The organism is Bacillus sp. PPSBB_2, assembly GCF_045291115.1.
GTDB classification, from domain to species: domain Bacteria; phylum Bacillota; class Bacilli; order Bacillales; family Bacillaceae_G; genus Bacillus_A; species Bacillus_A cereus.
Genome location: NZ_CP147983.1, coordinates 1,805,791 through 1,821,561, shown reverse-complemented (window position 1 = coordinate 1,821,561; position 15,771 = coordinate 1,805,791). Strand labels below are relative to the sequence as shown.

Genomic DNA, 15,771 nt, shown 5'->3' with positions numbered 1-15,771 from the left:
AAAGTTAGGAGATGTTCCTATGCATTCTAAATCTCGTATTACTGCAATTGGTACTTATGTTCCAGATCAAATATTGTCTAATAACGATTTAGAAAAGATGGTCCATACGAATGATGAATGGATTGTACAAAGAACAGGAATAAAGGAAAGAAGAATCGCTAGTGACGAAGAATACTCCTCAAACTTAGCCATTAAAGCAATTAAAAATTTATGTACAACATATAAGAAAAACTTAGAAGATGTCGACTGTATCATTGTCGCTACTACTACTGCTGATTACGTTTTCCCTAGTGTTGCTTGCCAAATACAACAATACTTCAACATACCTCATACACTAGCTTTTGATTTAAATGCAACTTGTGCTGGTTTTACATATGGACTACACGTCGGTAATAGCTTAATCACTTCTGGATCACATGAAAAAGTACTTGTCGTAGCGACAGAGACATTATCTAAAGTTACTGATTATAGCGATAGAACGACCTGTATTTTATTCGGTGATGGTGCTGGAGCTATTTTATTAGAAAGAGATGAAGACACCCCAAGCTTTATCGCTGCTCACATGGGAACAAACGGTGATGGCGGCATTCATCTATATAGAACAAACTTATCTACTACTATGAATGGCACATCACTGCAAACAAATGAAAAAATCGTTCAAAATGGAAGAGAAGTATATAAATGGGCAACACGCACAGTGCCAAAAGGCATAAAAGATTTAATACATACCGCAAATATGCAAGTAGATGATATAGACTGGTTCATACCCCACAGCGCTAACTTACGAATGATTGAATCTATTTGCGAAAAATCTCAAATTCCAATACAAAAAACATTAACGAGCGTGGAATATATGGGGAATACCTCTTCAGTCACCATTCCACTCGCTTTAAATTTAGCTATAAAAGAAGGAAGGTTAAATAACGGAGACACACTTTTACTATACGGATTTGGTGGCGGACTTACGCATTTAGGACTTATTGTAGAGTGGAATTTAATTTAAGTGTATAAAAAGAGGTTCTAGTCAGTAACTAGAACCTCTTTTTCATTTAATTTCTTGCCCCTTTTCGAGACCATATCACAACAGGAATAAGTAATAACGCTAACACGCCTCCAGCCAATGACAATGCCGCATAACTTGAATTCGCTACTACCATACCTGACATTGCTCCACCAGAAGCTCCAGCTAGCGCAATAAAAACATCTATTTTCCCTTGTGTTTTAGCACGTGTAGACGGTGTTGTGGAATCAACGATTTGTGCTGTACCACTTATCAATCCGAGGTTCCATCCTAGCCCAAGTAAAGACAGAGCAACGATTAATAATAATAAAGAATCACTTGGCGCTATCGCAGCTATGACACCCGCTGCAAGTAAAATCACTCCACCAGCTATGCTCATTGTAGTTCGGCCAATTTTATCAATTAACATTCCTGTAACGAGAGATGGAAGATACATTGCACCTACATGAAAACCTATCACAAGTCCTACTGCACTTAAACCGTGCCCATGGTGTCCCATATGAACTGGCGTCATCGTCATAATCGCAACCATCACTATTTGCGTAAGTATCATTACGATTGCTCCAACTGTAATACCTCGTTTATTTTCTTTCGCTTCTTCTGTTATTGGTTGTCCTTTATATGTATGTTCCTGTTTATATCTTTCTATTATGTTAGCAATAATCAAAGGATCTGGGCGAAGCATAACAAAAAGAACTAGACCCGCCAGTATAAATGCTGCTGCCGATAGTATGAACGGACCTGCAAGTTTAGGAACTCCAATTGAATGAGCAAAACTTCCCATTACCCCTACTAAATTTGGTCCTGCAACTGCACCGAAAGTCGTCATTACCATCGTAATACTAACAGCCGTTGCTCTCTGCTTCTTATCTGCTAAATCTGTACCTGCATAACGAGCTTGTAGATTCGTGGCTGTACCGGCACCATATATAAGTAAAGAAATAAGTAAAAGAATAATACTATTTGTTAAAGCTGCCATTACAACACCAATTGCTCCAAATCCGCCTACTATAAACCCTGTTGCAAGACCTATCCGGCGTCCATATCGTTGCGAAAGCTTCCCTACTATGAAAGCTGCTAATGCCGATCCCAATGTAAACATAGCAGTTGGTAATCCTGCAAATGCATCTGTTCCAAGCATTTGCTGCGCAAGAAGTGCACCTACTGTAATACCAGCAGCTAGTCCTGCACCGCCAAACATTTGTGAAATGCTGACGATTATTAACGTTCGTTTGTATAGTTTTTGTTGCTCTTCTTCTGTGTACACATGATTATCTATTAAAGCCCCTGCCTTATCTAGCAATTCCCCATCCTCCTTTTAAAATTAATCCCTCTTGTTAATGTACTATGTATAACGTTACATATTCAATGGCATTTTCCATTCATCCCTTTCATTCTAAAAAACTTTCTAATCATACTCGACTTATCCCATGCCATATTAAAAATACTACTATTCACAATATGCAAGGAGAAAACAATGAAAAAACAGGCTAATAGCAGCCTGTTTTTCTTTACGCATCTTCTACTAATCTTCCCCTGCTCTTTTTACTCAAAGCTCTTCCTTCCCAAAACAACAAACTTACGAAAGCACAAATTAAAATAATTGGCACACTTGCTTTATATAAATCTGTAAAACTCATTGCCATCTGATTCTTGGCATAATGATTCACATCATTCGAAAATGTGAGTACCTCTTTCTTTATAATTTCCTCATGTTTTTCAACTTCTTTTGTTACTTGCCTCATAACTTCTTCTCTTTTTACATCTCTATATTCTACTGGAACTTTTCTTAATATTTCATCCGTCTTGTCGCGAATCAATTCTTCCTTTTTCTCTTTACTTAATCCCATTGTCATTGCATTTTGTTTCTTATTTATATTCGACTCTAAACTTTGATTCTCTATTTTTTCTTTAGTCATTTGTAAAATTTCAGTTTGCTCAGTACTATTCACATGAATATTCCGCACCTTTTCTTCTGCATAACGATATACTTTTTCTTTATTTACAGTTAAATTATGAGTTAAGTTAGAGACAAATATTGCGACCGCCAATACAATTCCAACCTGTCGTAACATTGATACAACACTTTGAGAAGCAGTTAATAATTCTCCTTCAAACGAAGACGCACTTAAAACTGTAATTGGCCCCACTACTAAGCCATATCCGACACCTAATATCATACACGGAATAATAATTTCTATATTTGTTGAATGAACATCAATCATTTGCAACCAATAGTAGGAAAGCCCCATAATAAGAAATCCTGACAAAATAATAGTTACTTTTCCGAGTTTTTTAATTAAAGTTGCTGCAACTGGTGAGACAAAAAATATCATTGCTGAAATAGGTGTCACTAAAAAAGCCGCTTCAATTTCCGTTCGACCTTGTAGTTTCGTCAAGAACGTTGGAAGCAATACAGTAACTCCAATTAAAAATAAATTACTTAATATAACAACGATAGACGCTCCGACAAACATTCGATCTTGAAATAACTTTAAATTCACCATTGGATTATGAATCTTTCGTTCTACTAAAACAAATAGAATAAGAGAAATAGTGCTAATTGCATAACAAGACAAAGCAATATTACTTTGCCATCCCCATGTATTACCTTTTACTAATATGAGAGTAAATGAAAAAATTGCTGTGCTACTTAATAGTAGTCCTATCCAATCTATTTTTGAGATAATACGTTCTTCATTTTTTATTTGTAGCATGATGCAACATAACACGATTCCTATTATACAAACCGGAACATTAACGAAGAACACCCATCTCCATCCTAAATTTTGCGTAATAATTCCACCTATTACTGGTCCCATAGCAGCTGACAATCCTTGTGTTACTCCTAAAATCGCAAGCGCAACATGCCTCTTAGCTAATGGCATAGCTGATACACCAATTACCATACTTGTTGGAAATAAAATCGCTGCCCCAATACTTTGTATAAAACGAGAAAAAATAAGAAAATCACCTGTATTAGCAAAAGCGCAAAGTACCGATCCACCACCAAAAATCACCAGACCAAGAATATACATCTTTGCTTTTCCAAAAATATCAGCTATCCGCCCTAACGGAATGGCAAGTACTGCAATCGTCATTGTATAAACATTTAATACCCAAGACATCTTTTCTAATGAAGTATTTACACTCGATTGTATTGCCGGTAAAGCTATATTCATAATTGTCGTATCAATCATACAAAGAAAGATACCTAGACACATTAAAAAGACAATCTTAATACCCTTTGATTGCTCCATCTTTATATACCCCTTTATTTATTGTGAATGCGTTTTTCATTCTTCTGTTTTATTGTTTTCTTTTGCCTCTAACTCTTCTAATTTTCTCTTCAAAGTCTCCACTTGTGCACTATACGATGCAATACCTACATCTAGTGAAATTTCTTCGACGAAAGTAATACCTACTCTCCACTTTTCATATTTCAATCGAAGATCTGCAATGTACGCTTCTTTTCTTTCAATTTCATCTTTAATCCATTTTTTTATTGTCACATCATCACTATAGTTGCCAAAATACATTCTCATTAAAAAATCCGAACGTAAAACATCCTTCTCTACAGGCGTCTGCATGTATTGATAAAATTCTTCACGTCCTTCATCTGTAATAAAGTACATTTTCTTATTCGGTTTCCCCTCTTGCATGACAACCTCTTTTTTTATTTTCCCTTCATTCTCCAATTGTCGTAACGTTGGATAAATCATTCCAAAACTTCCATCAAAAAAATGAGTAAATACGTCTTCAAACACAATTTTAATATCGTAACCAGACAATTCCTTTTCCATTAATAAACCTAAAACAACATCTCTTCCCTTCAAAGTAAAACCCCCACATAGTATATAATCAACAATCATATTAACATTGTTAATATAATTGTCGATTACCTTATTCTGTTAATTGTAAAATGTTTCTAAATAAAAAAGCCCCATAATTTGGTTTCACCAATTCACAGGACCATTTTCTTTTTTACTCTTTCACACCTACATCTTGCAAAACTTCAATATCCTCTTTCATTTCATAATAATAAGAAGGCAATTCTATACCATGTTCTAAGAAATAATCCTCAATGAATGAAATAATGATTTTTAACGTTTTCACACGGGCATACAATTTATCGTTACTTTCAATAATATGCCACTTCGCATTTGGCTTACTTGTTTTTTCAAACATGTCTTCCATTGCTTCAACATATTCATCCCATTTTTCACGATTACGCCAATCTTCGTCTGTAATTTTCCATCTTTTCAAAGGATTTTTCTCTCTATCTTTAAATCTCTTTAACTGTTCCTCTTTACTTATATGGTAGAAGAACTTCCCTATTATGTAATGGTCATCTGTTAGTAGTTTTTCAAAATCATTAATCTCATCATATGCTCTCATCCACTCTTCCTTTGTAGCAAATCCTTCAACACGCTCAACTAACACACGACCGTACCATGAGCGATCAAAAATGGTGATTTGCCCGTACTGTGGAATTTTGCGCCAGAAACGTTGCAAATAATGGTAACGTTTTTCATGAGGTGCAGGCGCTCCAATTGGATTTACTTGGAACCCACGCGGGTCAAGATGTTCCGTCACCCGCTTAATTGCCCCACCTTTACCAGCCGCATCCCATCCTTCCATAACAAGCATAACCGCGATTTTTTCTTCTTTCAAAATTTGCTGTAATGCTAATAAGCGCCTTTGATATTTTTCTAATTTCTTATTGTACTTAGATTTTGATTCAATTTTTTTCGTTAAGTCTACTTTAGCAAGATGTCCATTTTCCATAAAACAAATCCCCCTTGTTGTATGACAATGTTATTTTAACATATCCATTGGGATTTTTTTCAAATCCAAATTTATTTTGACAAACAATCGCACCTCTTCTTTATATCGATAAATTAATATTACTGATATACTTTTAAGCATCCTTAAGCACATCTATTATTAATTACAAAAACAAAAAAGGAGACTATGCAAAAAATCTCTACACAGCTTCCTTTTTTTAATATATATGTCGCTTAATTAGAAAGATTAACAATAAAAAATAGGAACTCCATCAATTCACTCATACTACAAACGAATGACAGGCGGAATACCTCCTTCTGGTAAAAAATAAGCGAATACTGTAAAGCCAATAATTAAAATTGAAAATAATGTTATTATAATTCCACCTGGTAGTGTTAGAAAAAGGGTATTCGGCCTTCTCTTCATAGAGAAAATCATCGAGTATACCCCCAGAAGAAGACTTATTATAGCAATAGTTACATAAGCAACTACTGCATACCATGGATTGAGTTCTAATAAAACACCAGAAATAAATATATACAAAAATAATAATTGTAAAAAAATACTGCTTCCCATACTTATGAGTTCTTTCAATATATCCTCCCCTAAAATCGTATGGTATATTATCTCAAAAAGAGAAGATAATAACAAGTAAATCCATTAAAGAATGGGAGCTCTCAAAAAATGAAACGAAAAATATTAACTCTCTTTATGCTTATATGTTTAGCACTACCAATGCAAGCTAATGCTTACACATTTCAGTCACTGCCGATTGCGTCAAAGTCTAAACAATGGTATGTCGAAATTGATAAATCTCATAACTCAAACAAGCAAGCAATTCAGCCAAAACAAGGTATATTTGATACGTATAGTTTACTCGTAAAAAACATCGGTCATGATGTATCAAATGTATCTGTGGAAATACTTGATAACAATCCTACCTCTAAGGCTACCTTTAAACCTACTACACCTAATGAAAATATTTCTAAAAGTCATACAAGCTTTGACTACATGGTATTCCCATTAGACTTTAATAGTCATAATTTTAAAGTTGTAATCACTTGGGAAGAAAAGAATTTCTCTTATAACGGCCATCCGGTAAATGAAGGTAAAAAAATGAAACAAACATTTGTATTTAATGAAGACTAAGTCCTAATTTCTTTAGGGCTTAGTCTTCTTTTTTGAAACCTGCTTGTATCGCTTCCGTCACTTCTTTTGTGATTTCTAATTTTGTTGCTTCCATACTAATTTTTTTGTGCCAAATGTGTATGGAAGGCTTTTCATTACAAAGATGTTTTATTAATACTAGTTGATTATATGCTAAGTTATTTTCTATATAGGTCTAGCCCTATTTTCCCATATAATCAATTAAATCGACGAATACTCGGTACAGACAATGCTATTCCAATTGTTAAAATTACTAAACTAGCTAGTGTTATAATAGTTATCTCGCCACCTATGACAGTAGCTAACCAGCCTACAACTACGTATCCTAATGGCAATAAAGCAAAAGAACCCAACATATCAAGGCTTGCCACTCTTCCGAATGCTTCTTCTGGTACAAGCTCCTGTAAACTCGTTTCCCAAATGAGTCCAAATATCATCATGCCAAATCCTTCAATTGCCATTAAGAATATTAAAGCGGGTGCCCAAGAAATGAATGGCATAATTAATAAAGCAATGCCACTCATTAAAACACCTCCATAAGCCAGTAATCCTCTCTTATGCCACAGCTCTTTCCCACCAAATATTAATGCGGCAATTACAGCCCCACCACCAGAAAAGGCCATGCCAAGTCCATACACGTAAGCTTCAAAATGATGATGAACATTAAATAACCATGGAATTAATACGACGATAATGCCGGCATAACAAATATTTATAAAAGAAAAAACTAAAATTGTAATCCACAGCCACGGATGACTTTTTAAAACGAAAACACCTTCCATAAACTCTTGTTTGTAATTAAGCTTACTCTTTTCAATGGGTTTTACTTTTTTAAACTTAATTTCTTTTAAAAATAATAAACATAAAAATGATAATAAGTACGTTGCTGCATCTAGTCCGAAACCTATCCCTGCAGATGCAACCGATACGATTAACCCACCAAGTGCTGGCCCAATTAATCGTATACCTTGATTACTCATTTGAGTGAGTGCGTTAGCTGCATTACGAATTTCAGGGACGAATACTTTCGCCCTTACAGCAGAATATGCTGGTTGGAATATCCCTTCCATAAGTCCGTATATGGCAACGAGAATATATAAAATCGTAATTGTTAATAAATCCATAAATATAAGCGATGCAAGTAATAGCATTAATATACAGCGGATTATATCCGTAAATAACATTAACCTAACCCGATCAATTCGGTCTACAATTAAACCCGCAAACGGTAAAGCAAGAATATTAGGTAGCATGTACATTGCCATCGTCATCCCCATTACAACTGTTGAACCAGTTAATGAATACACAACAACTGGAAGTATGACCATAGTTATCGAACTACCTAGGGCCGAGAGTAATTGTCCAATCCATAAAAACTTAAAGTGCGTTGATACTTTAACTGGTAATAATAATTTTCCAATATAACCTAAACTTTTCTCCTTTTGTATTTCCCCTTGCATGTCTCTCTCCTCTTTTCAAATGACTATAGAATACATAATATATGACTGAAAATTTATAATATTATATTTCTAATTATATAAGAAACAATTATGTTATGGTAAAATTATCAAAAAAATATAAAGGAGAATACATCATTCTGCCTCTAAATTCACATAACATCGAACACCAGATCTATACAATGTGTATGATCCAACGTAACAATGAAGTTTTACTCATAAAACGCCCCAACCATCGAGGTTTCCCTGGCTACATCGCTCCTGGCGGCAAAGTAGATTTCCCCGAAAGTATCGTTCAAGCCGCTATAAGAGAAGTAAAAGCAGAAACTGGACTACTTGTTTCCAATTTAACTTTTAAAGGATTAGATGAATATGTAAATCCGAAAGGGAATGTTCGGTACATGGTATTCAACTATTGGACAGACTCATTTGAAGGTGAACTTCTTTTGAACCCTCCTGAGGGTGAATTATTATGGATGCCAATTGATACAGCACTAAAGCTACCTATGCAAACTTGGTTTAAAGAAAGATTCCCATTATTTTTTGAAACAGGCACTTTTGAAATTCAACGTGTTTGGGATAATGAGCTAAATAAACAAATTTCTATGACAATTACCCATACATAAAAAAGCTTGAAAACCCATCCAAGCCTTTCTTACTTCTGGGCAATTTTTTCAATCTTATAATGAATATGTAAAAATTCAAGTCCAAATAGCCACATGCTATGATGAGCTGTTAACATTTTATCCTTACCCTCTGTAATGATGAAAGTCTCTGCTAACGGTAAACGGATTGTTAAGAACCGAGTATGTAAATAAACCCCCTCATCTCCCTGACCATTTTCTCTTAACTTACTAGTAATGATTAAATCATGATTATCATTACATAGCCTCAAAATACCAGTCATATTCGAATAAGGTAAAGGTAAGGCGATATTCATATATGTCTCATTCTTATTTGTATGCTTTGAATAAAGAGCTACAAAAATAGATTCACCTGCTTCATTTTTCCTTATCCAAGCCCTTACATTCTCTCTTCCGTCTTTCTCATCTATTACACTAATGATAGAGCCATGCATCGTTTCCCAATTGCCGCCCATACCTAAATGTATTTGTTCTACACGCTTACTCATTTTCTCATAGCAAAGTGCGAACGGACGGAACCAACGAGTCCATTTAATATTCGATTGCAATTCATACTCTGCTGTATTTTCATAAAAATGAATCATACTTAAAGGAACCTTCGTCACATCAAATGCCTCACTATGAAAGTCATTTACTTTATCGACTAAACCGTTGTATTCCTTACTGTCTACTAAATTGCTGCTATATAAATAAGCCTCACCAATTGCCACATTTCCTCTTAACTTACTCATTGGTTTCCCATAGTATTTATAATTCGGAACACTCTTTTCAATCACCCAGCCGATAAATGCCGGTAAAGCTACTCCAATTCCATTGACAACACCATGAATCCAAACCATTTGAGCAATTGTAATCGTCATTACATGCTTCAAATTTCCGTATGAATATATAAGCGAGAACATAATTGTAACCATGAGTGTACTAGACGAAACGATTAGAAGAATCTTTGCACTGATAGCATTAAATTTTGCTCTCCAAACGTAAAATCCATACCCATAAATTGCACATAAATATAGGAACACTGCAAAAAATTCAAATATTCTTGAGTATGTAATTCCTATTGCAACTGTCATAGGTGAAATCATGATGATAAACATAATAACATCATACACTTTACTTCTTTTTTCTCTTTTTCTCCCTATTAAACCAGCTGATAATGGCAATAGAAACGCCGAATAATGAAAATGTGCAGCTGTGAGTAAAACAATGTCAGAGCTAAAATGCATAATTGAAAGTTTTGCTACTGAAGCAGAAAACCAAAAACCACCTAAAAACAAATAAATAAACGCACTATCTATGGCGATCTCTTCTAACGGCTTCCATCCTCTTTCTAGCAATCTACTTACACCAAATAACGCAACAATTCCTGTATATACAAACCAAACTAGCGCAAATACATATTGATTTGTGACGAAAGCTAGCATTGCACAAATTGCTGCGATTGGATATAAAAATGATACGGATTTATAAAATAATAATTGCGATCCATCTCTTTTTCTTTTATCAATAATACAAAGTGACATTGGTATAAATAATAAAACAGATAATAATATAATTGCTTCAACAGGATTTATATTTGACCACTCACATATTAGAAAAATAACATAACAAGCAAGCCCAAATATTATATTTTTCATATCGTTTATTCCCTTTCCACAAATGTTCCCTTATATGAAAAAAGCGAACCAATTAACGGGTTTCGTACTTGTACATGGATTCGAAAACACTGAAGTGTTTCATCATAACTTTCAACAATTTTTGCCTCACCATACAAAAATTTTGGTAACGGCATTTTTCTTCCAAACATATAAAACCATTGTTTCTTTGAAGAAATATGCATTGCCCCTAACTCATCGATATGAAAATGCAGTGTAGAAACGAGTAAATGTGGTTCACCAAAATAATCTACAATTTCATTTTCGTTTTCATCCAATTGCATAACTGCATTAAAATATCTTTTCTTATTTCACCTATTGATTCCCCTTCTCCAACTATTTCAAGCCCAAATCCAATCTTTGTTTTATACAAAAACTTCTGTGGTTCCCCTTCTTTTTTCTCTAAATACGAAATTTCAGTAAAGCGAGCATCCCACTCTGTATGTATATCTGGTTCTTGCGTATATTCCCATAATTTTTCCATCGTCGTGTTCATTTTTGTCGCAACATAAATAGGCTGTTTCCTTTTCATTCTCCCCACCTCCTATGCACTATAACTTTAATGTACATGCAATGAATTTATTTTGCTACATTTTTCACAAACTTCCTCAGAAAAAAGAAAGAATTTTTAAAATATATATAAAACACTTGATTCCACGAAAAATTTAAATTATTATAAAACAAATGTTACCAACAACTTCATAAATCAAACACTCTCGCCTAAAACGTGAGATAGAGGTTGCGATACTTATGAGTATTCTAATGGAGACACAGAGATGTCTATGAATTAGATGAAAGGAAGTATTGCCGAAATTGATAAATTTCTCTGCATTTATCAATTGGGGCTGTTTTCGAATAGAAACAGAACTGTCATATGTACAGACGTGTACGTATGAAGAGCTATCTACAAAAAAGAGATATCATTTTTTTATGATATTCCTTTTTTGGCGGTTTTTTTATTAGCTCCGTTTTCTGTTTCCCTTTTCCTGTAACAGCACCATCCTCACTTATTTGAGATGGTGTTTTTTGTTTGTCTTTCTGGTAACTACAGGAGTATTGGGGATTTATATATTTCCTAATCTATTCTTAAAAATAGACGAAAGAAGGAATTTGTAATGGAAACAATTGTTCAAAAATTTGGTGGCACTTCTGTCGGAAGCGTCGAACGCATTCAACATGTAGCAAATTTAATTATTGAAGAATATGAACGAGGTCATAGCATTGTCTCTGTCGTTTCAGCAATGGGAAAAAGCACAGATGAACTTGTCGCACTCGCTAACGCTATCACAGAAAATCCAAGTAAACGTGAAATGGATATGCTTCTATCTACAGGAGAACAAGTAACTATTTCATTATTAACAATGGCACTGCAAGCAAAAGGCTATCATGCAATTTCATTAACAGGGTGGCAAGCTGGTATTACGACAGAATCTGTACATAGTAGTGCACGGATTACTGACATTCATACAGATCGTATTCAATCTTATCTTGCTGAAGGTACGATTGTTATTGTAGCTGGTTTCCAAGGAGTCAGTGAAGATTTTGAAATTACAACGCTTGGACGAGGCGGTTCTGATACAACTGCTGTCGCATTAGCTGCTGCACTAAACGCAAAAAAATGTGATATTTACACAGATGTGACCGGCGTATATACGACGGATCCACGAGTTGTAAAAGATGCTTATAAATTAGATGAAATTTCTTATGACGAAATGTTAGAACTTGCAAACCTCGGTGCTGGCGTATTACACCCGCGTGCTGTTGAGTTTGCTAAAAATCATAACGTAGTTTTAGAAGTTCGCTCAAGTATGGAACAAGAAAACGGAACAATTGTAAAAGGAGAATGTAACATGGAACAACAATCAATCGTTAAAGGTATTGCATTTGAAGATAATATTACACGCATCACAGTGAAAGGATTAGAACAAGGTTCACTTTCAACTGTTTTCTCTACATTAGCAGCGGCACATATTAATGTAGATATCATCATTCAAAGTATTACAAATGAAGGAACTGTTCATCTCTCCTTCTCCATTCACTCGAATGATTTAAGAGAAACATTAGAAGTATTGGAACAAAATCAAGAAACTCTTCACTACGAATCTGTAGAACATGAAAATCACTTAGCAAAAGTATCAATCGTAGGATCTGGCATGGTATCTAACCCAGGTGTCGCTGCAAATATGTTCACTACTTTAAAAGAAGAAGATATTCATATTAAAATGGTAAGTACATCAGAAATTAAAGTGTCTGTCGTTATTGACCGCCTTCATTTAGTAACAGGCGTTGAGGCGCTGCATCAATCATTTATGGCGAAAATTGAGCCTTTCGTGCAAATGAGCTAATTTGATATGTTTAGTAACGCTTATAAAAAAAACATATCAATCTACTTCCTTCCTATTAAATAAAAAGCTATTCGTTAACAAGATGCTATATGATATATTAAAAAACACCTTGTCACATTTTCCTATACTGTGACAAGGTGTTTTTGACTGAAAGGAATTTGTAACTACTTAGTAGTATAATTATGAGGATAATTAAATAATAAACTTTTATACATAAGGAGATAAGACTATGGCAAAAAACAAATTACTACGAATGGACAATGTCAGCATCGTTGTAGAATCCCTTGATAACGCAATCTCTTTCTTTGAGGAGATTGGCTTGAATCTCGAAGGTCGAGCAAATGTCGAAGGTGAATGGGCTGGTCGCGTAACTGGACTCGGTTCTCAGTGCGTAGAAATCGCTATGATGGTCACTCCAGATGGCCACAGCCGAATTGAACTTTCGCGATTTCTCACCCCTCCTACTATAGCAGATCACCGAACAGCTCCTGTAAACGCCCTCGGTTATCTACGCGTCATGTTCACTGTCGAGGATATTGACGAAATGGTATCGAGACTCACTAAGCATGGTGCAGAGCTCGTTGGCGAAGTAGTTCAGTACGAGAACTCGTATCGTCTCTGCTACATTCGTGGAGTCGAAGGAATTTTAATCGGTTTAGCAGAAGAACTCGGTAATAAATAAGTAATGTTTTATAAAAAAGAGGGAATAGCTCTATATTTAAGCTATTCCCTTACTTCTATTAAAACAGATGAATGTTTTCTTTCTTGCAAGCTTCACGTAAATCGTCAGGCCATACAGAAGATTGAACTTCACCGATATGTGCTTTACGTAAGAAGTACATGCACATTCTTGATTGTCCAATGCCACCGCCGATTGTTAATGGTAGTACGTCTTCTAGTATACCTTTATGGAAATCATACTCACGTTTGAAGTCTTCACCAGTTTTCGTTAACTGCTCATCAAGTGATTTACTATCAACCCGAATTCCCATTGATGATAACTCAAATGAAGATTGTAGTACTGGGTGCCAGAATAAAATGTCACCGTTTAATTTCCAATCGTCATAATCAGCTGCGCGTCCGTCATGCTTTTCACCTGAACGAAGTGCATCACCAATTCCGATAATGAAGACTGCACCGTGTTCTTTTGCAATTGCATGTTCACGATCTTTCGGTGTTAATTCTGGATATTTATCTTCTAATTCTTGAGAAGTAACGAAAACAATTTCTTCCGGTAAATACTTTCCAAGGAACGGATATTTTTCAAATAAGTGATCTTCTAAATCTTTGAATATTCCATAAATTGTTTGTACGGTTTTTTGTAAGTATTCAACAGTACGCCATTCTTTTTGAACGATTTTTTCCCAATCCCATTGGTCAACATAAATGGAATGCGTTGCATCAAGTTCTTCATCACGACGAATCGCGTTCATGTTTGTATATAAACCTTCACCAGCTTCATATCCGTATTCATGTAATGCAAATCGTTTCCATTTCGCTAGTGAATGAACAATTTCTAATTCTTCTCCTGAATGTAACATATCAAATTCAATTGGACGTTCTACACCGTTTAGGTGATCGTTTAATCCTGATTTTTTCGTTACGAATAATGGTGCAGATACGCGGAATAGTTCAAGGCGTTTTGCTAATTGGTCCTCGAAAAATGTTTTAACTTCCTTAATTGCGATTTGAGTCTCTCTTACTGTCATTAATGATTGATACATGGTGGTTTCCTCCTAAAATGTTTGGATGTTGTGAAAAGAAGCCAACAAAAAAAGCCCTTCTTTCCCAAAAAACTGGGACGAAAGGCTTTGGTTCCGCGGTACCACCCAAATTAGCAACAGAGGTTGCTCACTTATACAATACGGAGATGGAATATCTCGATACTGTTCTTCTTGTAACGGCGAAGTTCCCGGCTAAGTCTACTTTCCTATAAAGGATTTCGGTTAGCAACTCCAGGAGGTTCTTCATAATAGGCTTCGTATCAGGCTCACACCACCCCTGACTCGCTTAAACTACGTCCTACTACTACTCGTCCTTTCATAGTCGTTTTGTTGTCACATCTCTGAAACATTTTATTAATGATTATTCTATACAAAAAATAAAGAAAGTCAACAAAAAGTTTTAAAATATTTTTCAATTCTTTATTTTACGGCTTTATTGATTGTTGTTAATTTAACATCTTTACTTTTTCTGCCTCGTCAATCCAAAAAATGTTTCACTGACCGAAACTAACGTATACACAACAATTAATGTGATCGTTCGGAATATAGAATCTGCAGTATTTCTTATTATTTTCATTTTCTTTATAATTCCTTTCAGTTTACTTGCAAATTCATGTTATACTATAGCATTCAAGCAGTTTATTTTTACTTAAAGCAATCATAGTCATTTATAAAGAGTATTTTCTAAATCATTGACTATTATCAAATAAGATTTTTATATAACGGAGTGATCATATGAGTAAAACGAAAGCAAAACCGAAAAAAGGTGTAGGACAAGGTACAGGAAGTAAAGGATGGAACCGTTGGCAATCAAGTGCAAAGAAAAAGGCAGCTGCCAAACCATACAAAAGTAAAGGTACAAAGAAGTAATTTAAATAACATTTGATTTCTTTACTTTGTACAAAACAAAATATAATTATTACAACAAAAAAGCTATGCCCTCATACATTTGAAGACATAGCTTTTTTAT

Annotated in this window: 14 protein-coding genes, 2 pseudogenes, 1 riboswitch and 1 other annotated feature; of the genes and pseudogenes, 6 read left to right on the top strand and 10 right to left on the bottom strand. The window is 34.8% G+C overall.

Going from position 1 to position 15,771, the window contains the following annotated elements:
* Nucleotides 1-19 precede the first annotated feature (19 nt).
* Nucleotides 20-1,003, top strand: coding sequence for a ketoacyl-ACP synthase III (locus V6946_RS09190; protein ID WP_006916927.1), 984 nt, complete (start codon nt 20-22; stop codon nt 1,001-1,003).
* A gap of 46 nt (nt 1,004-1,049) precedes the next feature.
* Here the strand turns inward: V6946_RS09190 and V6946_RS09185 are convergent, their stop codons facing one another.
* The 5 genes from V6946_RS09185 to V6946_RS09165 form a co-directional block, all read right to left on the bottom strand.
* A complete protein-coding gene (locus V6946_RS09185) occupies nt 1,050-2,324 on the bottom strand; it encodes an MFS transporter (protein ID WP_000884513.1) in 1,275 nt (424 codons plus the stop codon).
* Nucleotides 2,325-2,532: 208 nt separating this feature from the next.
* Nucleotides 2,533-4,281 carry an MFS transporter gene (locus V6946_RS09180; protein WP_006916929.1) on the bottom strand — a complete coding sequence of 583 codons (1,749 nt, stop codon included), beginning with the start codon at nt 4,279-4,281 and terminating at the stop codon, nt 2,533-2,535.
* Nucleotides 4,282-4,317: 36 nt separating this feature from the next.
* The gene (locus tag V6946_RS09175) at nt 4,318-4,857 is read right to left on the bottom strand and encodes a PadR family transcriptional regulator (RefSeq protein WP_006916931.1); all 540 of its coding nucleotides are present in this window, start codon (nt 4,855-4,857) and stop codon (nt 4,318-4,320) included.
* Nucleotides 4,858-5,005: 148 nt separating this feature from the next.
* On the bottom strand, nt 5,006-5,809 hold the full coding sequence (locus V6946_RS09170) for a polyphosphate kinase 2 family protein (RefSeq protein WP_000427319.1): 804 nt from the start codon (nt 5,807-5,809) through the stop codon (nt 5,006-5,008).
* Nucleotides 5,810-6,094: 285 nt separating this feature from the next.
* Entirely contained in the window at nt 6,095-6,403 is a 309-nt protein-coding gene (locus tag V6946_RS09165) for a hypothetical protein (RefSeq protein ID WP_033691776.1), read from the bottom strand.
* 90 nt (nt 6,404-6,493) lie between these two features.
* Between V6946_RS09165 and V6946_RS09160 the strand changes: the two genes are divergently transcribed.
* Nucleotides 6,494-6,958: a hypothetical protein gene (locus tag V6946_RS09160; RefSeq protein WP_006916939.1), complete on the top strand. Its 465-nt coding sequence runs from the start codon at nt 6,494-6,496 to the stop codon at nt 6,956-6,958.
* A gap of 215 nt (nt 6,959-7,173) precedes the next feature.
* Here the strand turns inward: V6946_RS09160 and V6946_RS09155 are convergent, their stop codons facing one another.
* Nucleotides 7,174-8,436: an MFS transporter gene (locus V6946_RS09155; RefSeq protein WP_001161162.1), complete on the bottom strand. Its 1,263-nt coding sequence runs from the start codon at nt 8,434-8,436 to the stop codon at nt 7,174-7,176.
* A gap of 137 nt (nt 8,437-8,573) precedes the next feature.
* On the opposite strand from V6946_RS09155, the gene V6946_RS09150 reads away from it, so the two are divergent.
* Entirely contained in the window at nt 8,574-9,059 is a 486-nt protein-coding gene (locus V6946_RS09150; RefSeq protein ID WP_033691779.1) for an 8-oxo-dGTP diphosphatase, read from the top strand.
* Nucleotides 9,060-9,088: 29 nt separating this feature from the next.
* On the opposite strand, the gene V6946_RS09145 is transcribed toward V6946_RS09150, so the two are convergent.
* From V6946_RS09145 to V6946_RS09135, 3 genes and pseudogenes are all read right to left on the bottom strand, one after another.
* Complete coding sequence (locus V6946_RS09145) at nt 9,089-10,714, bottom strand: YndJ family protein (RefSeq protein ID WP_366982404.1); 1,626 nt, start codon at nt 10,712-10,714, stop codon at nt 9,089-9,091.
* Between the two features lie 5 nt (nt 10,715-10,719).
* Nucleotides 10,720-11,043, bottom strand: a pseudogene (locus V6946_RS09140) (DUF4166 domain-containing protein); the annotation flags it as partial.
* Nucleotides 11,031-11,264: pseudogene (locus V6946_RS09135) on the bottom strand (hypothetical protein); the annotation flags it as partial. The pseudogenes V6946_RS09135 and V6946_RS09140, both read right to left, overlap by 13 nt.
* Nucleotides 11,265-11,457: 193 nt before the next feature.
* Nucleotides 11,458-11,643, top strand: a riboswitch (Lysine riboswitch).
* Between the two features lie 204 nt (nt 11,644-11,847).
* Here V6946_RS09135 and V6946_RS09130 point away from each other — a divergent pair.
* Together V6946_RS09130 and V6946_RS09125 are read left to right on the top strand one after the other, a co-directional pair.
* On the top strand, nt 11,848-13,077 hold the full coding sequence (locus V6946_RS09130; RefSeq protein ID WP_000448039.1) for an aspartate kinase: 1,230 nt from the start codon (nt 11,848-11,850) through the stop codon (nt 13,075-13,077).
* Nucleotides 13,078-13,306: 229 nt separating this feature from the next.
* The gene (locus V6946_RS09125) at nt 13,307-13,759 is read left to right on the top strand and encodes a VOC family protein (protein WP_001107259.1); all 453 of its coding nucleotides are present in this window, start codon (nt 13,307-13,309) and stop codon (nt 13,757-13,759) included.
* A 58-nt stretch (nt 13,760-13,817) separates the two neighbouring features.
* On the opposite strand, the gene asnA is transcribed toward V6946_RS09125, so the two are convergent.
* A complete protein-coding gene (asnA, locus tag V6946_RS09120) occupies nt 13,818-14,801 on the bottom strand; it encodes an aspartate--ammonia ligase (RefSeq protein WP_000284917.1) in 984 nt (327 codons plus the stop codon).
* A 70-nt stretch (nt 14,802-14,871) separates the two neighbouring features.
* Nucleotides 14,872-15,130 (bottom strand) — a binding site (T-box leader).
* Nucleotides 15,131-15,536: 406 nt separating this feature from the next.
* Here asnA and V6946_RS09115 point away from each other — a divergent pair.
* The gene (locus V6946_RS09115; protein WP_000047588.1) at nt 15,537-15,671 is read left to right on the top strand and encodes a DUF3934 domain-containing protein; all 135 of its coding nucleotides are present in this window, start codon (nt 15,537-15,539) and stop codon (nt 15,669-15,671) included.
* Nucleotides 15,672-15,771: the final 100 nt, after the last annotated feature.